The organism is Kitasatospora sp. NPDC058478 (genome assembly GCF_042720345.1).
GTDB lineage: Bacteria > Actinomycetota > Actinomycetes > Streptomycetales > Streptomycetaceae > Kitasatospora.
Genome location: NZ_JBHXML010000010.1, coordinates 50,548 through 74,099, shown reverse-complemented (window position 1 = coordinate 74,099; position 23,552 = coordinate 50,548). Strand labels below are relative to the sequence as shown.

Genomic DNA, 23,552 nt, shown 5'->3' with positions numbered 1-23,552 from the left:
GGAGACGACCGTGACCACCCGCGAACTCCTGCTCGACGTCATCAGCTTCACCGAGTGCGCCAACAACGGCCGCACCCCGGAGGGACTCCTCGACGCCTACCGCAAGGAGGTACTTGCCGAGGCCGCCACCCAGCAGCGAGCCGCCTCGGACCGCCTCCCCGACCACCTCGCCGCCGCCCGCCCCCTGATCGGCACGGTCGCCGACCTGATCGACCCGGATGCCCTCGTCTGGTTCGCCCCTGCCCGCATCCGCGACGCCGCCTCCGACCTGCTCGCCACCGAGGAGACCACCCGATGAGCACCCGACCCGTCAGCGGATCCACCAGCGCCGTACTCAGCGTGATGATCCAGCTGCCGCCCACCGCCTACATCGCTATCACCGGCACCGCCCCGACCTGGGCCCGCATCTGGCTCACCGCCTACATCACCGCGTGGCTCCTCGCCACCGTCGCCATCGCCGGCCGCAACAAGGACGGTGCCCGGTGAGCAACCTGACAGCCGAACAGTGGAACGCCACCTACCCGGTCGGTACGCCCGTGACCGCCTACCCCGACCTTCGCCCCGAGCATCCCGCCTTCGCCGAGTTCCGCTCGAAGCGCCTGGAGACCCGCACCCGCTCCATCGCCTGGAACCTCGGCCACGGCGAACCGGTCGTCCTGATCGACGACTACAGCGGCGGCATCAGCCTGAAGCACATCGACCTGCGCGAGGAGCCCTGCCCCGCCGAGTTCACCCCGCCGTCCGCCGACGCCCCCATGCCCTGCACCAAGGCCGCACATCCGGGCGACCAGTGGCACGAGGCCGCTCCGGTCGGCGACCCGGGACGTTCGTGGACGTGGCAGGACGGCGCGCCCGGAACGACCAGGCCCACCACCGAGGAGACCAGCCGATGAACCAGCCCCAGCCCGAGGCCGACCGCATCACCGCCTACCTCGACGCTCTCCCGCCCGTCACTGCCCAGCCGTTCATCCTCCGCCGCCACCACGACGTCACCGGCGTTTCCGGCACCGGCATCGTCGCGGACGGCGTCCTCTTCCCCGCCGCCGGCAAGTCCCGCGCCGTCGTCCGCTGGCGCGGCGAACGCGGCTCCACCGTCGTCTGGGACCACCTCGGCCACGTCAAGGAAATCCACGGCCACGACGGCGCCACCGTCATCGAACTCGTCCCCGTCGACGAACTGATCGCCGCGCTCAAGGCCGTCGCCGCGATCCCCGACATGACCGCCAACGAGGTCGGTGACGACGACCCCGACTCCCGCGGCACCGTTGCGGGCTACACCGACGCCCTCTCCGACGTCCGCCACGCCATCACCGACGCCATCGAAGCCCTCCACAACCACGACGCGGACGACCGGTACGAGGGCGTCGACTTCTCCGGCACCACGATCACCGCCCAGGAGGCCTGACCATGACCCCGCCGCCCCTCGACCTCGGCGCCATCCAGGCCCGGCTCGCTGCCGCCACCCCCGGACCGTGGCGCCGCGAACACTGCGGCCCGCTCGGCGAGGACACCCTCATCGGCCGCACCGGTGCCATCGTCGGCTCGCTCGTCTTCGGGGACGGCGAAGAAGCCGACGCTGACCTGGAGTTCGTCGTCAACGCCCACCAGGACATCGCCGTCCTCGTCGCCCGGGTCCGGCAGCTGGAGGACCGGATCGACGAGCGCACCGCCGACGTTGCCGAGCATGCCCTGGAGAACGCCCAACTCCGCGCCGAGAACGAGCGACTTCGCACCGCCTGGCACTCCGCCAAGGCTCGCGCCAGCACCGCCCGCGAGCACCTCGACATCACCGAACACGGCCGCGACCGCGCCATCGAGGCCGTCGAACAGCTCCAGGCCGAGCTGGCGACCGAGCGCGCCGTCGCCGAGTCCAACCAGCGCGCCGCCCGCCTGCTCGCCGCCGACGTCCATCGCCTCACCGCCGAGCTGGCCGAGGCCCACGCCGCCACTGAGACCAACCGCGAAGTCGGCCGCGTCCTACTGACCGAACTCGCCACCCACCGGAAGCCCGCGACCTGACGGCCCCGTGCGCGGCCAGGACCGGACCCCTAACGGCCGCGCACGGCCCACCCGGCACCCAACACCACCCGAACACCCGCAGGGCCCCAGAAGGGCCGCCACACCACCCACTCACCAGGGAGACCACCCGTGCTCACCGTCACCGACTTCTTCTGCGGCGCCGGCGGATCCAGCCAGGGCATGCACAACATCCCCGGCCTCCAGGTCGCCACCGCCGCCAACCACTGGCAGCTCGCCGTCGACACCCACCAGCAGAACTTCCCCGACGTCCGCCACGACTGCGCCGACATCAGCCAGATCGACTTCCGCCGCTACCCCCGCACCGACCTCCTCTGGGCCTCGCCGGAGTGCACCAACCACTCCGTCGCCAAGGGCGTCAAGCGCGGCGCCGACCGCCAGCCTGACCTCTTCGGCGAAGTCCTCCCCGAAGAAGCCGCCGTCCGCTCCCGCGCCACCATGTGGGACGTCCCCCGCTATCTCGAAGCGATGAGCCTGCGCGGCCGGCCCGTTCTCGGCGGCGCCGTCGAGAACGTCGTCGACGCCCGCAACTGGGCCCTCTTCGACGCCTGGTGCATGGCGATCCGCGCCCTCGGCTACGACATGCAGATCGTCTACCTCAACTCGATGCACGCCAGGCCCCGGTTCGGCACCCCGCTCGCCCCGCAGTCCCGCGACCGCATGTACGTCCTGTACTGGCGGACCGGCAACCGCGCCCCCGAGGTCGAGAAGTGGACCCGCCCGGACGCTTCGTGCCCCGCGCACGGCCGGGTCCACGCGGTGCAGTCCTGGAAGAACCCCGACCGGGTGTGGGGCCGCTACCGCGCCCAGTACGTCTACCGCTGCCCGGTGGCCGGCTGCTGGGCCGTCATCGAGCCGTGGGCCCTCCCGGCCGCTGCCGCCATCGACTGGAACCAGCCCGGCCAGCGCATCGGCGACCGCACCAAGCCCCTCGCCACCAAGACCCTCGCCCGCATCCGGGCCGGCCTCGCCAAGTACGCCCGCCCGCTCGCAGTCCCCGTCGAAGGCCGCGAAGGCAAGGCCGCCGCACCGGCAGACGGTCCGCTGCGGACCATGACCACCCGCAACGAGACCGGCGTCGCCTGGTTCGAGCCGTTCCTCGCCGAACTGCGCGGCGGCGGATCCGACCACCGGCCCGCATCCGACCCGCTCGCCACCGTCTGCGCCTCGGGTAATCACCACGGCCTGGTCGCCCCGCCCATGCTTGTTCCCGCTGGCGGCACCTGGAACGACGAAGCCCGCCCCATTGACGAACCGTTCCGTGCCCGCACCACCCGGGAGACCGAGGCGCTCCTCGTCCCGTACTACGGCAACGGCACCGCCCGACCGACCGGCCAGCCCGCACCGACCGTGACGAGCGTCGACCGGCACGCCCTCGTCACGGCGGAACTCGCAGTCGAGGAATGCCTCTTCCGGATGCTCAGCCCGCGCGAGATCGGCGCCGCCATGGCCTTCGGCACCGACTACACCGTGCTCGGCACCAAGCGCGAGCAGGTCCGCCAGTACGGCAACGCCGTCACCCCGCCCGCCGCCGAAGTCCTGATGAGCGCCCTGGTCGAATCCATCACCGGCGAAGACCTCCAGGCCGCCGCCTGACCTGCACACCACTTTCGGCGGCCGGCACCCACCGGCCGCCACACACACCCACCACGGAGACCCGCGTGATCCTCGACGACCTCATCGCCACCCTCGAAACCGCCGACCCCGACCTCGTCATCACCGACGGCTTCACCAACCCGCACTCCTACCGCGGCTACTACGAGGACATCGCCTTCGAGCCCGCCGCCAACGTCCGCGTCGGCGACATGCTCGCCGAAGCCCGGGGAGCCCTCGGTAGCACCTACCAGGGCTGGAAAGGCGGCGACTTCACCATGCAGGGCTACGCCGACTGCTGGCTCGCGGAGCAGGGCAACCTCGGCGAGACCATCGGCGCCCTGCTGCTGAAGCTCATGCTCCAGCAGACGATCGCCCCCGCCGCCGGCAGTGTCCGGTGACCGACACCCCGCCCAGCCTCCGCGAACGCCTGATCACCGCACTGGACGCCCTCGCCGCCGTCCGCCTGCTCCACCAGCCCCAGGACCACGCCGGCTGGCAGATCTGCACCGGATGCTCCCGCCGCGGCCACTACGTCGAGCCGTGGCCCTGCGCCACCGCCACCGCCATCGACGCCGCCCGCACCCCGACCAGCTGACGCCCGTCAACGCCGCCCGTCACCGCGGACGGCCCACCCCCGGAGAGGCCACCACCGTGGACCACGACCAGCTCACCGAGGTCATCGAGACCGCCCTGAACGCCATCGAGGACGAGGTCGGCATCGACGAGATGGAGATCCCCGACCTCGCCGCCAGCCTGGCCAGCGCCATCGAGCGAGCCCAGTCCCGCTGACCCGCCCCGGCCTGCCGTCACTCGGCGGCAGGCCCAACTCCACTGCCAGGCTGGACATATGACCTACACGCCCGCCGAACTCACCCGCTGGGAACCCCGCTACACCGACCGCCTTGATGACGCCGGCGCGTCGCACATCATCCACCCAGACACAAGCAAGACCTGCTGTGAGGCCCCGGCCGGCCCTGAGCTGGCACCCGGAGTGCCACCGTGCCGCCCGATCTGCCGCATGTGCCGACTGCTGTTTTGCCAGCTCACGAACCGCGAGCGGCACGACGCGTACTGGTCCAACCAGACCCGCTGACTACCTACCCCGGCCTGTCGCCTACCGGCGGCAGGCCCAACCACCAGGAGGAACACACCGTGACCGACCTGCCCACCTGCCTCGCTGACGGCCCGAACCCCCTCGACGAACTCGCCACCGCCGCAAAACAGATTCGGAACGGCGACCACCGCATCAGCCCGGACCTCAGCGAGCCCGTCGCCGCCCTGCTCGACGAGGCCGCCACGATGATCCGCAGCCTCACCTGGAACGACCCGGACCACGAGGTCCTGCACCGGGCCCTCGACGTGGCCCGTACGGTGCTCGGCCAGAACGGCGGCCAGCAGTGACCAGGGCCCTCACCGCCTTCGAGGCGGACGTTCTCCGCCACCGCGCCCAGGGCTACAAGGACTACGAGATCGCCCGCGCCCTCAACCTCCCTGAGCGAGACGTCCGCAACGCCCGCCTCCGCGCCGTCCGCGCGCTCGGCGCCCACACCCTCGACCAGGCCATCCAGAACCTCAACCAGCCCCCCGGAGACCAGCCGTGACCGAACAACCCCGCCTCTTCACCCTCCAGCGCGACACCGACATCACCGGCATCAGCGGCACCGGCACCATCGCCCACGGCGTTCAGTGGCCCGATGGCGCCGTCACCATCCGCTGGACCGGCGACCGACCCTCCACCGTCCAGTGGACCGGCATCGACGACGTCATTGCCATCAACGGCCACGGCGGCCACACCCGCGTCATCTGGGACGACGCTCCAGGAGCCACTGGCGACGAACTGCCCCGTCTCCACGCCATCGCCGCCAACTGCTGCGGCATCAAGATCACCAACTTCGACATCCCCAGCCGAGCCCCCATCAAGATCGCCATCACCGCCACTCTCCTCGGCTGGACCCTGAGCCGAGACGGCGCGTGGACGTGCGTCGACCACACCACCGAACCCAACGCGTGACCCTCGATCCCCTACTGGTCCTGGCCGGCGCCCTCGGCGGCGCCGGCCTTGGGGCCGCCCTCCTCGCCCTCCACCCACACGGCCGCTCCCAGCAGCCACCCGAGCCACCCGACCCCGTACGCCAGGCCGCCGAGACCAGCGGCCTCATCCCCAGGCAAGGAACGTCAACGTGATCAAGCCCGGCCAGGTCTACACCGCCTGCGACCCCCGAGGCGGAGCCACCATCCGCATCGTCGACTACACCCCCGGCAGCAACCGCGCCGACGTCGTCGACGCCACCACCGGCAAACGCCCCCGAAGCGTCCTCGCCAGTCACCTCCACGAGTCGGCGACCACCCGCGACGGTAAGCACCGTCGCACCGGCCACGTACTCGTCCAAGACGTTGAAGAGCCGCAACCGTGACCATCCACGCCCAACCCGGAGCCCCCCTCACCACCGCCGAGATCGAAGCCCTCGTCCTCGCCGCTGACGGATACACCAGCGAGCAGACCGCCCGCCGTCTCGGCATCAGCCGTAAATCCGTCCTCGACCGCACCGCCGCCGCGCGCCGCAAACTCGGCGCCCGCAGCACCACCCACGCCGTCGTCCTTGCCTACCGCACCGGCCAACTCAACCTCGACACGGCCACCCACCAGCCCAGGAGCGCCGCATGACCAGCAACGACACCGGAACTATCCACATCGACCTGTGCCCCAACTGCCACCACCCCGCCCACCCGGCCGAGACCTGCGAGCAGGCCGCCCAACCGCAGGCCGAGTTGCAGGCTGCCTACGCCGAGTGCATCGCCCACATCCACCGCGAGCACACGCAGTCGTAACCCACCTCGACAGCCACCAGCCCACTTGAGGAGAAGCCCGTGACCACCGACCCGATCGACCGCGAACTCGCCACCGTCACCGCCGAAATCGCCCGCACCGACACCAAAGCCTCCACCCTCCTGTCCGCCGGCGGAATCCTCGCCGCGGCTCTCGGCCTCACTACCAGCGGAGGCCACACCCACACGGCCTCCACCGTCATCGCCGCCGCCGTTCTCGGCGCGGCCCTGGTCCTCGCTGCCATGGTCATCCGCCCCCGCCTCGGCGGCAACACTGACGGCAGCTACCTCCAGTGGGCAGAACTCCACCCCAACGACATCGCCGGGGAAGTACAGCAAGACCGGCGCGCCGCCCGGTTGGTAGCTCTGTCCGGCCTGTGCGCCCAAAAGATGATCATGCTCCGCTGGGCTACCGACACGACCATCGCCGCCGTGATCGCCATAGCCGCGAGTGCGGCACTCACCGCCGCCAACTGACCCACCAGACCAGCGCAGACCAGGAGACCGGATGCTCCCCGCCCCGCACCTCGACCGCCTCCGCACCCAGCTCGCCCAGCTGCCCGAGCTCATCGTGCGCGCTCACCTCGCCCTGCAGCCCGGTGCCGGCCGGCGCGGGGCCCGCGTCTCCGGCGCCACCCGCACCGCCCCGCTGCCCTGCAACGCCGCCACCCTCTCCCTGATCGGCCCCACCGCCCCCGAGGCCGTCCACGACGAATACGGCGACCAGGACCAGACACCCGGCCTGGACCTGCTCTCTTCCTGGGCCCGCACCGTCCTCAACGACCGGCAGCGCGCCAACGACTGGACCGCCTGGACCCGCCCCGCCGGCCACGACTGGGAGCGCACCGTCAGCCGCGCGGTGAAGGTGCTCGACTTCCACCTCGACTGGTCTGCCGGCCGCCTGTACGCCCGGGACATGGCCGCCGAGATCGGACGCCTCCACGGCCACCTCAACCGCGTCACCGGCATGCCGATAGCGCCGCCAGCCCGCCGGCAGGTCTGCCCCCGCTGCCAGCTCCTGACTGTCGCGACCCGGCCGGACGGGATGCGCGAGTGTTCCGCCCTCGACTGCCGAGCCGTCCTTACCGTCGACGAGTACGCCGACCGCGCCGAGCGCACCCTCGCCGAACTCGCCGCAGCGTGACTGCCAACGATCGCCCGGCCAACCCCTGATGCGCCACTGATGCACGCCTGATGCGCTGCAGGTCAGCGGCATGACAACGGCCCCACCCGAACATCCGGGTGGGGCCGTGATGCGCGGGGAATGCGTCAGGTGGAAGGAGACCCCGGGGCGGCCGGCTTGGCGCTGACGACGGTGCGTTCGCGCAGGGGAGGGACACCGCCGGCCTTGGCAATCCGGCCGACGTGCTGGCGCTCGTACGGAACGATGCGGGTCACTTCGGACGGACCGAGCGTGCGGGCCTTGAGTACGACGACGATGCCGTCGTTGAGCGCCTCGCGGGCGGCTTCGAGCTTCGACTCGGCTTCGGCGTAGGCAGCACTGAGCTCGGCGAGCTGGTCGCGCGCTGCCTGCTGCGCTCTCTCGGTGCTGGTCATGCCCCGATGATGCCACGGTCGGGTGCGGCCCTGATAGATACGCTTCTTGCATCTCAATGATGCATCTTGACGTTGCAACTTCATGATGCAAGTATGGGTCACGTAGGCACCAGCCGCCACCCCCAAGGGGAGGGAACCCATGCGCGTCACCATCAAGATCCGCGCCCGCAACACCACCCAGGCCCGTGACACCACCCGGGCCACCCAGTACGCCACCCTCAACGGCCGACTGCAGGCCGCCCTCGACCGCGGCGACCTCACCCGCACCGGCGACCACCTCACCCACCTCGGCATCCAGCTCCCCGACGGCCAGCAGTCCTGGTACGGCCGCCACGTCGCCAAGGCCCACCGCGCCACCACCGGCCACGACGCCCGCCGCGCCTGGGTCCAGCACCGCACCACCAGCCGCTGGATCGCCGTGTACGTCTACGCCCCCGACGCGCCCGCCCTCACCACCGGCCTCTGGTCCTACAAGGCCACCCGGGCCGCCGCCGAGCGCCTCTACGCGGAGGCCGCCTAGACCACCCAGGCCGCTGTCCTCCCGACCAACTGCCCCGCTTCCCCGGAGCTCACCACCATGACCACCACAGCCTCGCCCCCCGAGACCAGCGCCTACGGCTGGACCGCCGCCATGGCCCTCGTCCGCACCGCCGCCGCCCTCACCGCCGGCTGGTCCCTCTACGTCGTCGCCAGGCACTACCACGTCCCCCGCCCGCTCGCCCTCACCGCCGGCCTGGTTTTCGACGGCGTCGCCTACCTGTGCTTGCGATCCGCCAGCGAGGCCGTCCGCGCCGGACGCTCCGCCGCCGGACCCATCCTCGCCACCCTCGGCATGGCCGGCGTGTCGATCTACCTCAACTTGGTGCACGCCCAGTTCACCGACGGCGGCCGCCCCGCCGAAGTGCTGTACGCCGCTCCCGCCATCGGCCTCCTCGTCGTCTCCGCGCTCTCCTGGACCGCCGAACGAGCCACCGCCCGAGCGGCCCGCGGCGAGATCCCGATGCGCATGCCTGCCTTTGGCGCGCTCGGCTGGCTCCTTGCCGGCAGCAAGGCCTACGACGCCCTCAAGGGCCAGGCCGAAGCCCACGTGACCAGCAGCGCATCACCGGAGCATCAGACCGCAGCACCCCCCGCGGCCCGCACCGCCGAGGACATCATCGCCGCCGAGTTCGCCGAACTCGGACCCGCCACCGCCGTTCAGCGCGTCGCCGCCGCCACCCCCGGCGCCACCGACGCCGAGATCGCCGAAACCCTGGCCACCTACAAGGTCACCATTACTCCGGGGCAGGTCGCCCTGCTGCTGGAGCGCGCCGCAGTCCCCAGCGTCACCCTCGACCGGGTACCCCATCCGCCGGCCGTCGACGAGCAACCCGCGCTCGACCCCGCCCGGGCGATGCGCGGCGATGCGCCCCAGGTCAACGGCATGAGCAAAGCCGATGCCGTGATGGAGATCGCCTGGTGGCTCGGCGGCTCGAAGCCGTCCCCCGCCACCATCGTGCAACACCTCGCACTTCAAGGCATGGCCACCGACACCGCGTACGTCCGCACTGCACTGCACCGCGCACGCAAAGCCGAAGAGGCCGCTGCAACGGCAATCGATGCCGAGGCCGAGCAGCAGCGCGCCGAGTACGAGCGCCGCCACGGCAACGGCGGATACGCCTGAAGGTACGCCTGAAGGACACCACCGCGGGTGCGGGCCCCGCCGAGCGACCCGCACCCCCAGCGCCCTCACGACCACCCTCCACGCCAGGAGATGACCATGGGTCTCTGGTCCAAGCTCACCGGCGGCCAGCCCGCCGAGTCCGGCCAGCAGCGTCGGGCCAAGGCGGTCCGCGACGCCGACCGCGCCGGACAGGCCGCCATGAACGCCAAGACCCGCCGCAGCACCGCGCTCGACAACAACCCGCCGCCCCGCGCCTGGTGGCGCAACTCCTAACTTGGGAGACCTCCGTGCTGGACTGGCTCCTCACCATCGCCTGCCCCATCATCACCATCGCCGCCGGCCTCGCCGTCTGGCACCTCCGCAAGGGGGAGGAGCGGTGACCACCACGCCCCCGCCCCCGCCGCCGCCGACCGAGCCGCCCACCGCCGGTATGCCGACCCCCGAGCCGGTGGGCGAGTGGTGGCGCAAGTCCGGCCCCCGCATCCCGGCCCAGCCGGGCACCACCGTCTACACCCCGATCCCGGTCGGCGCCGCCCCCGCCGGACCGCCCTCGATGGAGGCCGCCGCCGAGGCATTCTGGGCCCCGGCCGGCAGGCTCTTCGCCGAGCAGGCCACGGCGATCGCCTCCCAAGTGGGGGAGCAGATCGGCCAGTTGCTGACCGAGACCGAGGCCCAGCGCCAGGCCCGTCAGCAGGTGGAGTACGAGACCCTGCTCGCCGCCCAGCGCGCCCGGATGGACTCGGCACTCGGCAAGGTCGGAGAGACCGACCAGGAGAAGGCCCGGCGCCACCGCGTCGAGGACATCCTCACCCCCACCGGTCCCAGCCACCGGGACGACCTCGTGGGCTTCGCCGACCTGCTGGCCGAGCGGATCAGCGAGACCCCCGGGGACCGGGCCGCCCGCCTGGAGGCCAACCGCGAGCTCGCCAAGGAACGCGCCCGGGTCCAGGAGGACCAAGCGCGCGCCGCCGCGGGGGAGACCCCCACCCAGCGCACCCGGCGCCACCGTCAGCAACAGCTCGCCGACCAGCGCGAGGCCCGCACCCGGGCCCGCCGGGAACGGCGCCGGGCCGCCCGCGTGGCCGGGCCGTCCGACCGCGCCAAGCGGTTCCGCCGCTGGGCGATCCTCACCGCGATCTCGGCGGTCGGCGGCTACGTCACCGGCCTCGTGCCGCTGATCACCCCGGGCGGTCCCATGGTCGGCGCACTCGTCGCCGCCCTCGGCCTGGGCCTCGACGTGCGCACCCGCGACATGGGACGCCTGCGCGTGAGCGAGGTCCGCGGCTGGCCCGTCGTCCTGCTGATCCTCCTGCGCATCCCGGTCGCCTCCGGCCTTGCCGTCGCCTGCGGCCTCGCTCCCCTCCTGGCCGCCACCGGCCACCAGCTCCACATCTACTGACCACACACCAGAGGAGTACCACCATGTTCGGAGCCATCGGATCCGGCGGCATGATCCTGCTCATCGTCGTCGCGCTGGTCATCCACAAACGGGGCGGCGGCAAGCTCCAGCCAGTCAAGGACCACCACATCATCTACTGGGGCGCGGCCCTCGGCCTGCTCGCCGCCAGCGCCGGAACGGCCCTGGCCCAGATCGGCACCGTGTCCACCAACATCAGCGACTCAATTAGCTCGCAGTCCGGCACCGTCGGCCCCATCGGCGCCGGCGCGGTCGCACTGATCCTGATCCTGATCGGGTTCGGCACCAAGCCGGGCATGGCCAAGGACCTGATCGTCGGCGTGGCGCTGCCCGGCGCGCTGTCGACCGCCGGGGGGCTGCTGGCCGTCCCGGTGACCGTCCTGGGTTCCCTGCTCCACGGGCTCGGTGCCTGATGGACAACCACCTCGCCGAGTCGCTCGCCGTACACGCCGAAGCCCTCGCCGCGTGGCGCGAGTGCCGTACCAAGGCGCAACGGATCGAGGACCCCGAAGAGCGCGTGGCCGCCCTCAAAAACCTCGCGGGGGAGCGACCCGTCCACCCCTACCTCGGCGGCCTCACCCTCACCGCGCTCCGCTGGGGCAACCGCCGCATGCTGGCCCCGGTCCAGGCCCGGCACTCCGATGCCCGCGCCGAGCACGCTGAGACCCTCGCCGCATGGAAGAAGCGGCACAGCACGGCCCAGCAGATCGAGGACCCGGAACAGCGCACCACTGTGCTCGACGCGCTCAAACGCGAGCGCCCGACCCACCCCGTCCTGGTCGCCGCCGGATGCGCCGTCGTGTCGGCCGTCGTGCTGGCTGGCATCCCCGCCGTCCGCCACTACGCCGGAGTCGCCATCACCGGCGGCCTCACCCTGTGGGTGATCGCCGCCCTCATCCTCGGCAACACCACCGCGCCGGAGAAGGCCACCGGGCAGACCCCCGCCGCCGACCCCGACCCCGGCATCGCGGAGGCCGCCGACGAGGACCAGGAGGAGGAGCCCGAAACCACCTCCCCGACACCCGCCGAGACCCACCTCCTGACGGTCTCCCTGACCGCCTCCGGGAGCTCCGTTCTGCACACCCGACTGGCCGCCGATCTGGCCGCCGCCCACCCCGGTTGGGAGGCCTCCACCAAGGCCGTCAAGGTCCTGCTCACCGAGGCCGGCATCCCGTTCCGCGAGGGGGTCCGTACACCGGACGGCAACGGGCCCGGCGTCCACCACCAGGACGTGCCGTCGCTCCCCTCCCCCTCCCAGGACGCCCCCGCTCCCCGCGTTGCTGCCACCGTTGGCGCAGGTCAGAGTGCCAACGCCAACGCCAACAACGCCGATGAGACCGAGCCCCAGAGGAAGTTCACCACCGTGCCCCACCCCACCGATCCGGCCCGCACGATCGTCGTCCACTCGGTCGGCGCCGCCTGACCGACCACCCCACCGACCAGCCCATCACCCCGACCAAGGAGAACGCCATGGCCCCGACCATCCAGATCATCACCCTCGGCCTCGGCCACGCACCCGCCCCCGACACCGACCTGCCGCTCATCGACATGCGGCCCTACCTCGACCCCCACATCGACCCGACCATGCGCCAGCGCACCGCACTCGACCAGGACGTCGTCGACCACGTCCTCACCACCCCCGGAGTCCGCGAACGCCTCGACCGCGCAGTCGCCGACATCATCAACTACGCCACCGGCCCCGGCCGGAACCAGGCCAACATCACCGTGGCCACCGCGTGCACCGGCGGCCGCCACAGGGCACCCGCCGCCGGCATGCGCATCGCCGCCCTGCTCCTCAACCGCGGCTGGACCGTCGACCTGCACCACCGCGACCTGAACCGGCCCGTCATCGAGCGCTGACCCACCGACCACCAATCCCTGAGGAGACCCAAGATGACCACGGACCAAGCCGCAGCCCGCGCCGCCATGATCGCCATCCTGCAGCGAACCTTCCGTCTCACCGACACCACCGCCAGCCGCCTCGTCGACATCGGCCTCGAAGCCGAACGCAACGGCCAGCGACCCTGGCCCGCGATCAACGCCGCCGTCACCGAAGCCGCCGACCGCGGCGAGAACTGGGCCGTCGAGGCCCTGCACGCCAGCACCAACTGACCTCGCCCCGGGGCGGCCGGCTTGCTGGCAGGCGGTGCGGCCGCCCCGGGCCCTCCACCCACCGCACAGCAGCAGAGGAGACCGCCATCATGGCGTACGCCAACGGCCCCGCCCAGCAGGACCCGCAGCAGCCTGAACCCATCGTTGTCGAACGCGGCAACGGAGCCAGCGTCATCTGGCCGCAGCCGAACCCGCAGCCGCCGACCAAGTAGGCCGACTACACCGTCCGCCCCGGTACTACCCGGGGCGGACGGACCCGCGAGAGGATAGACACATGACGCGCATCATCCGCAGTTGGATCCAGGCCCCCGGATTCGTGGAGGTCATGGCCAAGTCCGCATTCGCCGCAGCCATCTGGTGCAGCCTGATCGTCGCGCTGCGAGCGATCGGGTGACTGCTGACCTGGTGGCGTTCCTCGCCGCCCGCCTCGATGAGGACGAGCAGAATGCGCGCCAAGCGACTACCGGTCCGTGGCACGTACTCGGAGGCGGGAGCGACGAGTACGCCATCAGCACCACGCCGGACGGCAAGGTGCTGTCCGCCGAGGTTGCCGCGCCGGGCTACGCCGAGCACCCCGACTACCGGCCCGAGTGAGCGCCCGACGCCTGATCGGCCATGCCGCTTGCGGAGTGATCGCTTCCCGTCGTAACCTCGACTGCAGCAGGTAGTCCCTGCCCAGATTTGTTTCGAAGGCCCCGCAGGCACCACGCCTCGGGGCCTTCGTGCTGCCCGGGGAGGTGCCGATGGTCCGCTACCCGAACCCCCCACTCAACCAGATCAACCCGGCCGACATCGCCGACCGGACCGCCACCGCCGAAGCATTCGGCGTCAGCGAATCGACGGTGAAACGGTGGGTGTTCGAGGGCCTGATCGAGGCGCTCAACATCCCCGGCGGCCAACTGCTCTACCACCTGCCCACCGCAGCCCACGCCGAACACCACACCTGGCGCAACGGCGCGGCCCGGCCCGCACGCGGTGGCCGCCGGCCCGGATGGCGCGTCGGAGAAGTCGCGGCGGCATAAGAAGAGTTACGAATCGATCAAGCCACTCCCCGACCGACCCGCCCACCTGGCACCGTGGCCCCACCAGCCACCAGGAGGCCAGCATGGGGTTCATCAACAAAGCCAAAGGCAGCACCGCGACCCGCGAGGCAACCGAAGCCCACGAACGCGGCGATGCCGTGTTCGTCTACAAGGCCATCGAAGCCAACATCAAGTCCATGACGACCGGCTCAATGCCCGGCATGGCCGAACAGATCCAGGGCATCGAAGAAGTTGGCTGGTCTCTGCAGCACATGGCCGTCGGAGAGGGCAAGGCCCTCGGCGGCGAGCGCATCGCCATCGTGATGATCTTCCGGCGTCGCTAGACTCAAACCGCTTCAGCGGGCCCTCGAAGAGGGCACCCGTCAGGCACTCGCCAACCGACCGAAGGAACCAGAACCGTGGTCGCTCCCCACAGGTCGAGCCTGGACCCAGTCGAACTCTGGGTCGATGACCGACTTCTCGACTCCTTCGATCGCGTCCGTAGCCTCCTTGCCGGAGTCGAACTGGGCCGGCACCCGCATCCCGACTCCGAGGGCATCACCGTCGTAGAAATGCAGATGGAGGATGCCCCCATGGGGGCGGTGAGAATGGAGCTGACCGTCCAACGGGTGCCAGACGACTTCTCGGCGCCCGCCTGCTTCATCCCGACGCTCCAGGTCAAAGAGATCGCCTGGTTCGACGAGAACGGCCACACCATCAAATGAACGGGGGGTGGGCGGGCTCCGATCGAAAAGCCCGGCTGCCTTCCGGCTGGGCAAAAATCCGGGCCGGCATTCTGGCCCGGGACCCGATCTGCGTACTGTGCGGGGTGCGACCGAGCACCTGCGCCGACCACATCAAGCCCAAGACCGACGACCACCGGCCCGCGGGACTCCAAGGCGTCTGCGGGCCCTGCCACGACCGCAAGAGCGCCCGCGAGGGCGGCCAAGCCGCCGCCCAGACCCGCACCACCACGCGCAGGCCCCCGGAGCCACACCCGGGCACCATCTCCTCCTGAGCTGGCCAGCAGGCCATCCTGGGCCGGGCGCGATGGGATCTGCGCTACGGCCAAGCCATGGCCGATCGCAGTCGGGCCGCCAGCGCCGACGCCTCCCCTCGCTGCTCAAGCCACTGCCGGGATCGACTGAGCGCCCCAGGCGACGGGTGACGCCGCGCTGCCGAAGCCGGCGGGGGCTTCGGGTGGCAGGTTGAGGGTCATTGTCGGCCCCGTCGAATGGCTTCTACCAGCATGATCACCAGCGCCCGAACCCAGGCCCACAGGGCCGGTCGGGCCAGGAGGTCGGGCCGGGCGAGCAGCCGGTCAGGCAGCGGTACCGAGGCTCGCCAGGCCGCTGGCCGTGACCACTGTCCGTCACCGGAAGCTGCCAATCCAGCGCACCGAGAGTGACCAATGGCCGGGTCCACAGATGGGGTGAAACGGACATATGGACCGGCGGCAACTCCTTTCCAAATGCGGCCGAAACGGACATTTCAAGAGCTTAGTTACCGACCAGTAAGAGGCTTAACCCCCTGGGGGTACACCCCCCTACCGGCCTTCCCGCTGATCGGAGCCGTATAGCACGCGAGGTTCCGCCCGGGTTTCCATGGCGCGGCCGTCGGCTTGGGTGGAGGTGCCGTGCTCCTCTGCCTCTGGTGTGGAACGGACCTGGTCCGACCGGCAAGAGGGCCGATGCCCCGCTACTGCTCTGCGGTGTGCCGAGCTCGGGCCTGCGATTCGCGTGCCACTCAGGACGGCCGCCTGTCCCTCTGGCGCCAAGCGACACGCATCCGTCGGCGCAAGCAGCCGAACTCCCATACCTGCGGGTTCTGCCAGTCAGAGTTCGAGGCGGCCAGACCTCGACCTGCACACTGCGGATCCCCAGGCTGTCGTGCTCGGTGGCACGCCGCCCGGATGCGGCCCTACGTGCAGGCCCGGCGGGCTGCGGAAGCCGAGGTCGGTGCCGAGCGGTTCGATCCAGTGGAGGTCTTCGAGCGCGACAACTGGGTCTGCGGGCTGTGCGGTCGTGGGACAGACCGGACCGCCGTCTTCCCGCACCCGGCGTCACCATCGCTCGACCACATCATCCCCCTGGCCAGGCGCGGTGAGCACACCAAGGCGAACACCCGGTGCACCCACCTGATTTGCAACTTACGCAAAGGCGACCGCCCCACGGTCGCCGAGGCCTGAGGCGTAAGCCGTCCCTGGTGGACCGCTGCGGCTCCGGGCTACTCGCATCGCCGCCCCGGAGGCGGCCGCTCCGACGTCGACCCGGGAGGTCACCATGGGTGCACGCGGCCCGATCCCCAAGCGCTCCCAGGAGCGGATGGGGCACCGCTCCAAGGAAGAGAAGGGCTCGCTGACCACCGTGCCGGCCGGTCGCCCCGACGACCTGCCGGACCTGCCCGAGCCGGATGCCCTGTGGCATCCGATCGCCGCCGACTGGTACCTGTCGCTGCAGGACTCCGGGCAGGCCTGCTTCTACCAGCCGTCGGACTGGGCGACCGCCCGGTACGCGGCTGAGCTGATGTCGCGGGTGCTGCTGGCGGAGCGTCCGAACGGACAACTGGTGGCCGCGCTGAACAGCGTGATGGCGACCCTGCTGGCGACGGAGGGCGACCGCCGGCGGGTGCGGATCGAACTGGAACGGCGCACTGTTGTGCAGCAGGCCCCGGCGGCGGTGACAGCGCTGGCCGACTACCGGGCCACGCTCGGTGGCTGAGGAAACGGTTCCTCAGGTCGTCGAGCCCGCAGTCATCGGTCCGACGTGGCGCCGCAGTGCGGACGGGCGGTTCGCGCTGCCGGAGTACACGCTGGGCTGGCAGGCCCTGGCCTGGACGGCCACCTACCTGCAGCACCACGTCGGGGCGCCGTGGCGGTACACGTCGGAGCAGGCCCGGCTGACGCTGTGGTGGTACGCCATGGACCCGGCCACGAACCGGTTCCTGTGGCGCGACGGAGTGATCCAGCGTCTCAAGGGCTGGGGCAAAGACCCGTTGGTGGCGACCTGGTCGGCGTTCGAGTTCGTCGGCCCGTGCCGGTTCGGCGACGTCGCCGAGGACGGCAACGAGTGGGGCGTCCCGGCGGGCCAGCCGCTGGGGGTGCAGCACCCGGCGGCGTGGGTGCAGATTGCGGCGGTCAGCCAGGACCAGACCCGCAACACTATGACCCTGTTCCCATCGATCTTCACGAAGCGGGCGATCGACGAGTACCGGATCGACCTCGGCAAGGAGATCATCTATGCCGACAAGGGCAGGGCCCGGATCGAGGCGGTCACCTCCTCCCCGCGCGCCCTTGAAGGCGGCCGGCCGACTTTCGTGTCCCTCGGGGAGACGCACCACTGGGTGGAGGCGAACGGGGGCCATGAGATGGCGGCGGTCATCGAGCGCAACGCCACCAAGAGCGCGGACGGTTCGGCCCGGACGCTGGCGAACACCAACGCCTACGAGCCCGGCGAGGACTCGGTGGCGGAGCGGACGAGGGAGGCGTACGAGTCGGCGGCCGCCGGGCGGGCGGTCGACACCGGCCTGTTCTACGACTCGCTGGAGGCGCCGGCCGAGGCGAAGCTGACGGATGAGTGGATCGTCCCGACGCTGCTGGCGGTGCGCGGGGATTCGAAGTGGCTGGACGTTGAGCGGCTGAGGGCGTCGATCCTGGACGTGCGCAACCCGCCATCGCGTTCGCGCCGGTTCTGGTTCAACCAGATCGTTGCCGCCGAGGACGCCTACCTCGCGCCGTACGAGTGGGACGCGTGCCCTCACGAGGGCATCGAACTCGGGGACGGTGACGAGCTGGTGCTGTTCTTCGACGGATCCAAGAGCGACGACGCCACAGGCTTGGTGGGCTGCCGCATGTCGGACGGGCACGTGGTGACGTTCGGGGTGTGGCAGCGGCCGGCGGGCTGGCCGCAGGACCGGCCGTGGCGAGTGCCGCGCGAGGAGGTCGACGGCGTCGTCGAGCAGGTCTTCGCCCGCTACCGGCCGCTCGCGTTCTTCGCCGACCCGGGCGCCGGACAGGACGACGCGGACGGCGAACGCTACTGGGACGGCTACATCGACGCATGGGCTCAGCGGTACGGCAAACGGCTGCGGCTCAAGGCGGTTCCGTCCGGGCAGGGCCAGCACGCCGTGATGTGGGACATGCGCGACCGGCGCCGCCAGCAGGTGTTCACCGAGGCCGTTGACCGGTTCTACCGGGACGTTCTGGAGCGCCAGCTGACTCACGACGGCCACAAGTTGCTGCGCCAGCACGTGGCGAACGCGCGCCGCCGCACGAACGCGTGGGGCTACACGATCGGCAAGGAGAACCGGGAGTCGGCCCGCAAGGTCGACTTGGCGGTGTGCGCGATCGGCGCGCGGATGCTGCGGCGCATGGTCATGAACTCCCCGACGTGGGTGAAGGCCCAGCGGGCCCGGGGCAAGGGAAGGGTGGTGGTGCTGCGATGACGATGAGCGCCTATGCACCGGCACTCCCGCTGACCTACCTGTCCCCGGACGAGCTGGACCTGGTCACCGCCATGCGCTCCCAACTGCAGGGCGGGCGCTGGGAGCTGGAGCTGAGGGACTCCTACGTCAACGGCCGGCAGCTGATCAGGGATCTGGGTATCAGTATCCCGCCGCAGCTCAAGGGGTTGCACACGGTCATCGGCTGGCCGAGGATCGGCGTGGAGGCGCTGGAACATCGCCTGGACCTGGAGGCGTTCCGGTGGGCCGACGGCGCGGACGCCGCCGACCTGGCGGAGATCGCCGACGCCAACGACTTGTTCGACGAGTGCTCCCTGGCCCACACCGATGCCCTGGTGTACGGGCGGGAGTACGTGACGGTCGGCTCGGGCGACGACGACAGCCTGCCGCTGATCACCTACGAGTCGCCGATGGACATGACCGTCCTGTGGGACGCCCGCACCCGTACCGTCCTGGCTGCGTTGCGCGAGTGCCGCGGCGACCGGCTCCGCACCTACGGCCTGGGACCCGAAGAGCGCCTCACCACGCTGTACCTGCCGGAGGCGACGATCCAGATCGTCCCGGATCCGGCCGGCGGATGGGCGGTCATCGACCGCGACGACCATGGCCTCGGCATGGTGCCGGTGCTGAGGATGGCCAACCGGCAGCGCACCGGGGACCGCACCGGGATGAGCGAGATCACCCCGGACGTCATGTCGGTCACCGACGCGGCGTGCCGGCGGCTGATGGGCATCGAGGTCGCGAGCGAGTTCTTCGGGGCGCCGCAGCGCTACATCCTCGGCGCGTCGGAGTCCGCTTTCCAGGACGCCGAGGGCCACGCCAAGAGCGCGTGGGAGACGTACATCGGCCGGGTCCTGGCGCTGGAGCGGGACGAGGACGGCAACGTGCCGCAGGTCGGCCAGTTCGCCGCCCACGACCCGTCCGGCCAGACGAAAATCATCGATCTGTACGCGCGGATCATGTCCTCGCAACTGTCGGTGCCGCCGCACATGCTCGGCTACACCAGCGACAACCCGGCCTCGGCGGACGCGATCCGCTCAGCGCAGGACTCGCTGGTGAAGAAGGCCGAACGCCGGATCCGCCGGTTCTCCGCGACGCATCGGAGCACGATGCGCCTAGCGCTGTGGGTGCGCGACGGCCGGCCGCCGGGCCGCTCGCGGCGCATCGAGTGCGTGTGGCGTAATCCGGCGACGCCGACGATCGCCTCGCAGACCGACGCCGCGGTCAAGATGGTCGCGTCCGGGCTGCTTCCCGCCGACTCCGAGGTGGCGCTGGAGATGGCCGGCCTGACGGAGGACCAGCGTCGCCGGGTCGCCGCCGAGCGCCAGCGCGCGGCCGGCCGACAGGACACGGCGAGCATCCTGGCCCGGATCGGCACCGACACCTCGGGGGGCAGCGGTGGCGGTGGTCTCTGAAGGGGCCGCGGCCGATCGCCAGCGCGCCGCCCAGCGTGGCATCACCCGCCTCCTGGTGCGCGACATGCGGCAGGTTCGGCGCATCATCGTGCCGTCCCGGCTGCAGCCCACCGTCCCCGCCTGGATCCAGGCGGTACGGGCGCTGGTCGGCCAGTACAGCAGCGCCTCGGCGTCGCTGGCGGCGGACTACTACGAGGCCGAACGCGTCGCGGCGCGGGTGACCGGCCGGTTCACGGTGCCGCTGCTGGAACCGCCCCCCGACGAGCAGGTCGAGGCGTCGCTGCGGTGGGCGACCAAGGACCTGTGGCCGCGCGATCCCGAGGACCCGGCGACCACACCGGCCCAGGCCCTGCCGATCGAGCAGCGCCTGGACGCCGCACAGACCAAGGCCGAGGCGGCCGCCCAGAAGCTGGTGACCGACACCGGCCGCGGCACCGTCCGTGAGGCCGTGCGCCGTGACCGCGTGGCGGTCGGGTACGCACGCGCGGCCGCCCTGGGTGCCTGCGCGTTCTGCAAGTTGATGGCGACCCGCGGCATGGTCTACAAGAGCGCGGAGGCCGCCGGCACCGAGGCCGACGCCCGGTTCGCCGGTGACGCGTCGGTGGTGAAGTACCACGACAACTGCCACTGCGCGGTGTTGCCGGTGTTCCGCGGGCAGCGCTTCGAGTTGTCCGTCCACGCGCAGGAGTGGGCGCGGTTGTACGAGGAGCAGGTCGCACCGCACTCCGGGCAGCAACTGGCCCGCTTCCGGGCGGTGCTGGCCGACAACGGGCATCTGCCCGCGTCCTGACCCCCCCCTTTCACGGCTGCCCTGGTGGCGGCCGCTCTCAGCCCCTGGAGGGCCGTTTCACCATGCCCGAAGAGCAGCAGAAGACCGGCGGCGAGCCGGACCAGAGCATCGAGCAGCAGGCAGGCGAGCAGGCCCAGGAGGCCGATGGCGGCGAGGTGTTCGACGCGGAACGCGCGCAGGCGAAGATCCGCAAGGCCAACAGCGAGGCCGAGGGGCTGCGCAAGCGGCTGCGTGAACTGGAGCCGCTCGCGGCGAAGGCCCGCGAGCTGGAGGACGCGCAGAAGACTGCCGAGCAGCGGGCCGCCGATCGCGCCGAACAGGCCGAGCAGCGGGCCGTGGCCTTCCGTGACCGCGCCGTCCGTGCCGAGGTCAAGTCCCTGGCCGCGGCAGGCTTCGCCGACCCTGACGACGCCCTCGGCGCTCTCGACCTGGCCTCGTACGTGGATGCCGGCGGCGACATCGACAACGAGCGGATCGCCGCCGACCTGGATGACCTGCTGCAGCGCAAGCCGCATTGGGCCAAGGCCGCACCCGACGCGGGGCCGCGGCGCCCGGCCCCGGACCGAACGCAGGGCTCCTCGGGCAACGGAGCACGTACCCCCAACGACCCGGCGGCGGAGTTCGCCGGATGGATGAGCCGAGCCCTGCAGCAGGGCCGCTGAGAGAGGTAGCCACCCATGGCACACACCAACCCGATCAAGCTGTCGGACGTCAGCTCCACGCTGCTGCCGCCGACGCTGACCGGCCCGATCTTCGAGAAGTCCGTCGAGCAGTCCGCGATCATGGCGCTGTCGCGTCGTGTGCCGCTGTCCATGTCGGCGACCACTGCGGTGCCGGTGCCGCTGGATGTGCCGACCGCCGACTGGGTCGACCAGGCCGGCCGCAAGCCCCTGTCGAACGGCGGCGTCACCGTGAAGACGATGTCCGGCAAGAAGCTGGCCGTCCTCATTCCGGTGGCGATGGAAGTCGTCGACTCCAACGCCGCGGGCCTGTGGACCCAGCTCCAGACCGACCTGCCGACCGCCTTCGCGCGGGCCTTCGACATGGCGGCCATCCATGGCCGCACCATGAAGGGCGCCACCGGCCCGTTCGGCGACTACCTGGCCGCGACCTCCAAGCAGGTCGTCCTCGGCACCACCGCCCAGAACCAGGGCGGCATCTGGGGCGACCTTGTTCAGGCCCAGGGGCTCGTCGTCAACGACGACTGGGACTACACCGGCACCGTCGCCGACCACCGCCTCAAGCCCAAGCTTTTGGGCGCCACGGACACCATGGGCCGGCCGATCTTCGTCGAGACCACCCAGCCTGGCACCGGTGCCGCGCTGGCGGGTTCGCTGGTCGGCGAGCCGGTCGCCTACTCGCGGTCCGTCTCCGGCAAGCAGCGCCGTCAGTCCACCAGCGTCGACTCGGGCCTGCGCGGCATCGGCGGCGACTGGACGCAGTGTGCCTACGGCGTCGGCATGGACATCACCGTCAAGATCTCGCGCGAGGCGACGTACATCGACGAGGACGGCGGCGTGCACTCGGCCTTCCAGGAGAACCTGGTGCTGTTGCTCGCCGAGGCCTACTACGGCTTCGTCGTCTCCGACCCGAACGCGTTCGTGCGGATCGTCAACGTCGCGGGCGCGTCGTGACGGGCGGCGGCGGTCAGGCGGAGCGCCATCTGCGGATCGTCGCCCGTCTCCACGGCTACCCCCCGCACCACAACGCCGGCGCCGAGTGGATGCTGCACAGCATGCTGCGGGCCCTGGTGGCGCGCGGGCACGAGGTGCAGGTGTGGCTCACCCGCTACGGGCATGCGCAGGATCCGTACGAGATGGACGGGGTCAAGGTGGTGCCGTTGTCGGCCCGCCTGGACGCCACCTCGGCGATCCGCACTGCGGACGTGGTCGTCTCGCATCTGGAGGGCGTTCCCTCGACCGCGGCCCTGGCCCGCGGGTTCGGCCGGCCGCTGGTCGTGGTGTGCCACAACGGCCACGACTCGACGTTTCGGGATGTGGCCGCCGGCTCGACCGCGCTCGCGGTCTACAACTCCCAGTGGATGGCCCGCGCCGCGGACATCTACTTCGCGGACCGGCCCGAGGCCCTACGGCCGGAGACCACTTTGGTGGTGCGGCCGCCGGTCTTCGCGGACGACTACCGCACCAAGCCCGGCAAGGCCGTCACCCTGATCAACTGCTGCCCCGAGAAGGGCGGCCTGCTGTTCGCCGACCTGGCCCGGCGCATGCCCGACACCCCGTTCCTGGCGGTCAAGGGCGCCTACGGCGAGCAGATCATCCCCGACCTGCCCAACGTCGAGGTACTGGAGCACATGGACGGCCACGCCATGCGCGAGCAGGTCTACGCCCGCACCCGCGTCCTGCTGATGCCCTCCGGCTACGAATCGTGGGGCCGCGCCGGCGTGGAGGCCCTGGCCTCCGGCATCCCGGTCATCGCCCACCCCACCCCAGGACTGTCCGAATCCCTCGGAGCCGCCGGGCTTTTCGCCAACCGCGGCGAGCCGGATGCGTGGGAGGCGGTCCTGCGCCGCCTGGAGAGCCCGGCCGAGTACCGGCTCGCCTCCAAGAACGCCAAGGCCCGCTCTACCGAACTCGACCCGCAGGGTGACCTGGCCGCCTGGTGCGAGCACGTCGAGGCCCTCGCAGCCTGAGGGAGG

General features: G+C 71.2%; 42 protein-coding genes. 40 read left to right on the top strand and 2 right to left on the bottom strand.

The features are described from left to right. Positions 1–10: 10 nt before the first annotated feature. The 13 genes from ACFWPT_RS08065 (at position 11) to ACFWPT_RS08005 (ending at position 5,644) form a co-directional block, all read left to right on the top strand. Positions 11–298 carry a hypothetical protein gene (locus tag ACFWPT_RS08065; protein WP_380480492.1) on the top strand — a complete coding sequence of 96 codons (288 nt, stop codon included), beginning with the start codon at positions 11–13 and terminating at the stop codon, positions 296–298. Continuing rightward, complete coding sequence (locus tag ACFWPT_RS08060) at positions 295–486, top strand: hypothetical protein (protein WP_380480490.1); 192 nt, start codon at positions 295–297, stop codon at positions 484–486. Before ACFWPT_RS08065 ends, ACFWPT_RS08060 begins: the two co-directional genes overlap by 4 nt. Continuing rightward, a complete protein-coding gene (locus tag ACFWPT_RS08055) occupies positions 483–893 on the top strand; it encodes a hypothetical protein (RefSeq protein ID WP_380480488.1) in 411 nt (136 codons plus the stop codon). The genes ACFWPT_RS08060 and ACFWPT_RS08055 overlap by 4 nt, the downstream gene beginning before the upstream one ends. Then, positions 890–1,405: a hypothetical protein gene (locus ACFWPT_RS08050; RefSeq protein WP_380480486.1), complete on the top strand. Its 516-nt coding sequence runs from the start codon at positions 890–892 to the stop codon at positions 1,403–1,405. The genes ACFWPT_RS08055 and ACFWPT_RS08050 overlap by 4 nt, the downstream gene beginning before the upstream one ends. A gap of 2 nt (positions 1,406–1,407) precedes the next feature. Continuing rightward, on the top strand, positions 1,408–2,019 hold the full coding sequence (locus ACFWPT_RS08045; protein ID WP_380480484.1) for a hypothetical protein: 612 nt from the start codon (positions 1,408–1,410) through the stop codon (positions 2,017–2,019). Between the two features lie 129 nt (positions 2,020–2,148). Beyond that, positions 2,149–3,633, top strand: coding sequence for a DNA cytosine methyltransferase (locus tag ACFWPT_RS08040; protein ID WP_380480482.1), 1,485 nt, complete (start codon positions 2,149–2,151; stop codon positions 3,631–3,633). A gap of 65 nt (positions 3,634–3,698) precedes the next feature. Then, positions 3,699–4,031, top strand: a complete 333-nt coding sequence (locus tag ACFWPT_RS08035; RefSeq protein ID WP_380480480.1) for a hypothetical protein — start codon at positions 3,699–3,701, stop codon at positions 4,029–4,031. Next, positions 4,028–4,228, top strand: a complete 201-nt coding sequence (locus ACFWPT_RS08030) for a hypothetical protein (protein WP_380480478.1) — start codon at positions 4,028–4,030, stop codon at positions 4,226–4,228. Before ACFWPT_RS08035 ends, ACFWPT_RS08030 begins: the two co-directional genes overlap by 4 nt. 56 nt (positions 4,229–4,284) lie before the next feature. Beyond that, positions 4,285–4,422 carry a hypothetical protein gene (locus tag ACFWPT_RS08025; RefSeq protein WP_380480476.1) on the top strand — a complete coding sequence of 46 codons (138 nt, stop codon included), beginning with the start codon at positions 4,285–4,287 and terminating at the stop codon, positions 4,420–4,422. Positions 4,423–4,480: 58 nt separating this feature from the next. Then, positions 4,481–4,726: a hypothetical protein gene (locus tag ACFWPT_RS08020; RefSeq protein WP_380480474.1), complete on the top strand. Its 246-nt coding sequence runs from the start codon at positions 4,481–4,483 to the stop codon at positions 4,724–4,726. 59 nt (positions 4,727–4,785) lie between these two features. After that, positions 4,786–5,034 carry a hypothetical protein gene (locus ACFWPT_RS08015; RefSeq protein ID WP_380480472.1) on the top strand — a complete coding sequence of 83 codons (249 nt, stop codon included), beginning with the start codon at positions 4,786–4,788 and terminating at the stop codon, positions 5,032–5,034. After that, on the top strand, positions 5,031–5,234 hold the full coding sequence (locus ACFWPT_RS08010; RefSeq protein WP_380480470.1) for a LuxR C-terminal-related transcriptional regulator: 204 nt from the start codon (positions 5,031–5,033) through the stop codon (positions 5,232–5,234). The genes ACFWPT_RS08015 and ACFWPT_RS08010 overlap by 4 nt, the downstream gene beginning before the upstream one ends. Then, the gene (locus ACFWPT_RS08005; RefSeq protein WP_380480468.1) at positions 5,231–5,644 is read left to right on the top strand and encodes a hypothetical protein; all 414 of its coding nucleotides are present in this window, start codon (positions 5,231–5,233) and stop codon (positions 5,642–5,644) included. The genes ACFWPT_RS08010 and ACFWPT_RS08005 overlap by 4 nt, the downstream gene beginning before the upstream one ends. Positions 5,645–5,655: 11 nt before the next feature. Here ACFWPT_RS08005 and ACFWPT_RS08000 read toward each other — a convergent pair whose 3' ends face one another. Continuing rightward, entirely contained in the window at positions 5,656–5,802 is a 147-nt protein-coding gene (locus ACFWPT_RS08000; protein WP_380480466.1) for a hypothetical protein, read from the bottom strand. Between the two features lie 11 nt (positions 5,803–5,813). Between ACFWPT_RS08000 and ACFWPT_RS07995 the strand changes: the two genes are divergently transcribed. From ACFWPT_RS07995 to ACFWPT_RS07975, 5 genes are read left to right on the top strand one after another with little or no spacing between them, the layout of a single operon-like run. Further along, positions 5,814–6,047, top strand: coding sequence for a hypothetical protein (locus ACFWPT_RS07995; protein WP_380480464.1), 234 nt, complete (start codon positions 5,814–5,816; stop codon positions 6,045–6,047). Beyond that, positions 6,044–6,298 carry a response regulator transcription factor gene (locus ACFWPT_RS07990; protein ID WP_380480462.1) on the top strand — a complete coding sequence of 85 codons (255 nt, stop codon included), beginning with the start codon at positions 6,044–6,046 and terminating at the stop codon, positions 6,296–6,298. Before ACFWPT_RS07995 ends, ACFWPT_RS07990 begins: the two co-directional genes overlap by 4 nt. Beyond that, a complete protein-coding gene (locus tag ACFWPT_RS07985; RefSeq protein ID WP_380480460.1) occupies positions 6,295–6,462 on the top strand; it encodes a hypothetical protein in 168 nt (55 codons plus the stop codon). Before ACFWPT_RS07990 ends, ACFWPT_RS07985 begins: the two co-directional genes overlap by 4 nt. 39 nt (positions 6,463–6,501) lie before the next feature. Then, on the top strand, positions 6,502–6,936 hold the full coding sequence (locus ACFWPT_RS07980; protein ID WP_380480458.1) for a Pycsar system effector family protein: 435 nt from the start codon (positions 6,502–6,504) through the stop codon (positions 6,934–6,936). 31 nt (positions 6,937–6,967) lie between these two features. After that, entirely contained in the window at positions 6,968–7,603 is a 636-nt protein-coding gene (locus ACFWPT_RS07975; RefSeq protein WP_380480456.1) for a hypothetical protein, read from the top strand. A gap of 125 nt (positions 7,604–7,728) precedes the next feature. Here ACFWPT_RS07975 and ACFWPT_RS07970 read toward each other — a convergent pair whose 3' ends face one another. Next, positions 7,729–8,016, bottom strand: coding sequence for a hypothetical protein (locus tag ACFWPT_RS07970; RefSeq protein ID WP_380480454.1), 288 nt, complete (start codon positions 8,014–8,016; stop codon positions 7,729–7,731). 139 nt (positions 8,017–8,155) lie between these two features. On the opposite strand from ACFWPT_RS07970, the gene ACFWPT_RS07965 reads away from it, so the two are divergent. From ACFWPT_RS07965 to ACFWPT_RS07860, 22 genes are all read left to right on the top strand, one after another. After that, positions 8,156–8,536 (top strand): hypothetical protein, encoded by a 381-nt coding sequence (locus ACFWPT_RS07965; RefSeq protein WP_380480452.1) that lies wholly within the window; start codon positions 8,156–8,158, stop codon positions 8,534–8,536. A 57-nt stretch (positions 8,537–8,593) separates the two neighbouring features. Continuing rightward, positions 8,594–9,679: a hypothetical protein gene (locus tag ACFWPT_RS07960; protein WP_380480450.1), complete on the top strand. Its 1,086-nt coding sequence runs from the start codon at positions 8,594–8,596 to the stop codon at positions 9,677–9,679. A gap of 96 nt (positions 9,680–9,775) precedes the next feature. Next, positions 9,776–9,952, top strand: coding sequence for a hypothetical protein (locus ACFWPT_RS07955; RefSeq protein ID WP_380480448.1), 177 nt, complete (start codon positions 9,776–9,778; stop codon positions 9,950–9,952). 103 nt (positions 9,953–10,055) lie between these two features. Beyond that, on the top strand, positions 10,056–11,078 hold the full coding sequence (locus ACFWPT_RS07950) for a hypothetical protein (protein ID WP_380480446.1): 1,023 nt from the start codon (positions 10,056–10,058) through the stop codon (positions 11,076–11,078). 23 nt (positions 11,079–11,101) lie between these two features. After that, complete coding sequence (locus tag ACFWPT_RS07945; RefSeq protein ID WP_380480444.1) at positions 11,102–11,509, top strand: hypothetical protein; 408 nt, start codon at positions 11,102–11,104, stop codon at positions 11,507–11,509. Beyond that, on the top strand, positions 11,509–12,519 hold the full coding sequence (locus ACFWPT_RS07940) for a hypothetical protein (RefSeq protein ID WP_380480442.1): 1,011 nt from the start codon (positions 11,509–11,511) through the stop codon (positions 12,517–12,519). The genes ACFWPT_RS07945 and ACFWPT_RS07940 overlap by 1 nt, the downstream gene beginning before the upstream one ends. A gap of 47 nt (positions 12,520–12,566) precedes the next feature. Continuing rightward, on the top strand, positions 12,567–12,956 hold the full coding sequence (locus ACFWPT_RS07935) for an ATPase (protein WP_380480440.1): 390 nt from the start codon (positions 12,567–12,569) through the stop codon (positions 12,954–12,956). Between the two features lie 33 nt (positions 12,957–12,989). Then, the gene (locus ACFWPT_RS07930; protein ID WP_380480438.1) at positions 12,990–13,208 is read left to right on the top strand and encodes a hypothetical protein; all 219 of its coding nucleotides are present in this window, start codon (positions 12,990–12,992) and stop codon (positions 13,206–13,208) included. A gap of 89 nt (positions 13,209–13,297) precedes the next feature. Beyond that, the gene (locus ACFWPT_RS07925) at positions 13,298–13,420 is read left to right on the top strand and encodes a hypothetical protein (RefSeq protein WP_380480436.1); all 123 of its coding nucleotides are present in this window, start codon (positions 13,298–13,300) and stop codon (positions 13,418–13,420) included. A gap of 178 nt (positions 13,421–13,598) precedes the next feature. Further along, positions 13,599–13,802 carry a DUF6221 family protein gene (locus ACFWPT_RS07920; RefSeq protein ID WP_380480434.1) on the top strand — a complete coding sequence of 68 codons (204 nt, stop codon included), beginning with the start codon at positions 13,599–13,601 and terminating at the stop codon, positions 13,800–13,802. Positions 13,803–13,951: 149 nt separating this feature from the next. Beyond that, complete coding sequence (locus ACFWPT_RS07915) at positions 13,952–14,230, top strand: hypothetical protein (RefSeq protein ID WP_380480432.1); 279 nt, start codon at positions 13,952–13,954, stop codon at positions 14,228–14,230. 83 nt (positions 14,231–14,313) lie between these two features. Continuing rightward, positions 14,314–14,574, top strand: coding sequence for a hypothetical protein (locus ACFWPT_RS07910; protein WP_380480430.1), 261 nt, complete (start codon positions 14,314–14,316; stop codon positions 14,572–14,574). A gap of 75 nt (positions 14,575–14,649) precedes the next feature. Further along, positions 14,650–14,955, top strand: coding sequence for a hypothetical protein (locus ACFWPT_RS07905; RefSeq protein WP_380480428.1), 306 nt, complete (start codon positions 14,650–14,652; stop codon positions 14,953–14,955). Positions 14,956–15,059: 104 nt separating this feature from the next. Then, positions 15,060–15,248, top strand: a complete 189-nt coding sequence (locus tag ACFWPT_RS07900; protein WP_380480426.1) for a hypothetical protein — start codon at positions 15,060–15,062, stop codon at positions 15,246–15,248. An 894-nt stretch (positions 15,249–16,142) separates the two neighbouring features. Beyond that, positions 16,143–16,418, top strand: coding sequence for an HNH endonuclease (locus ACFWPT_RS07895; protein ID WP_380480425.1), 276 nt, complete (start codon positions 16,143–16,145; stop codon positions 16,416–16,418). Between the two features lie 94 nt (positions 16,419–16,512). Next, entirely contained in the window at positions 16,513–16,950 is a 438-nt protein-coding gene (locus ACFWPT_RS07890) for a hypothetical protein (protein WP_380480424.1), read from the top strand. After that, on the top strand, positions 16,943–18,673 hold the full coding sequence (locus tag ACFWPT_RS07885; protein WP_380480423.1) for a terminase: 1,731 nt from the start codon (positions 16,943–16,945) through the stop codon (positions 18,671–18,673). The genes ACFWPT_RS07890 and ACFWPT_RS07885 overlap by 8 nt, the downstream gene beginning before the upstream one ends. Beyond that, positions 18,670–20,106, top strand: coding sequence for a phage portal protein (locus ACFWPT_RS07880; RefSeq protein ID WP_380480421.1), 1,437 nt, complete (start codon positions 18,670–18,672; stop codon positions 20,104–20,106). Before ACFWPT_RS07885 ends, ACFWPT_RS07880 begins: the two co-directional genes overlap by 4 nt. A gap of 64 nt (positions 20,107–20,170) precedes the next feature. Beyond that, positions 20,171–20,896: a hypothetical protein gene (locus tag ACFWPT_RS07875; RefSeq protein WP_380480419.1), complete on the top strand. Its 726-nt coding sequence runs from the start codon at positions 20,171–20,173 to the stop codon at positions 20,894–20,896. Between the two features lie 62 nt (positions 20,897–20,958). Then, the gene (locus ACFWPT_RS07870; RefSeq protein ID WP_380480417.1) at positions 20,959–21,558 is read left to right on the top strand and encodes a hypothetical protein; all 600 of its coding nucleotides are present in this window, start codon (positions 20,959–20,961) and stop codon (positions 21,556–21,558) included. Between the two features lie 15 nt (positions 21,559–21,573). Next, positions 21,574–22,530: a phage major capsid protein gene (locus tag ACFWPT_RS07865; RefSeq protein WP_380480415.1), complete on the top strand. Its 957-nt coding sequence runs from the start codon at positions 21,574–21,576 to the stop codon at positions 22,528–22,530. Beyond that, positions 22,527–23,546 carry a glycosyltransferase family 4 protein gene (locus ACFWPT_RS07860; RefSeq protein ID WP_380480413.1) on the top strand — a complete coding sequence of 340 codons (1,020 nt, stop codon included), beginning with the start codon at positions 22,527–22,529 and terminating at the stop codon, positions 23,544–23,546. The genes ACFWPT_RS07865 and ACFWPT_RS07860 overlap by 4 nt, the downstream gene beginning before the upstream one ends. Positions 23,547–23,552: the final 6 nt, after the last annotated feature.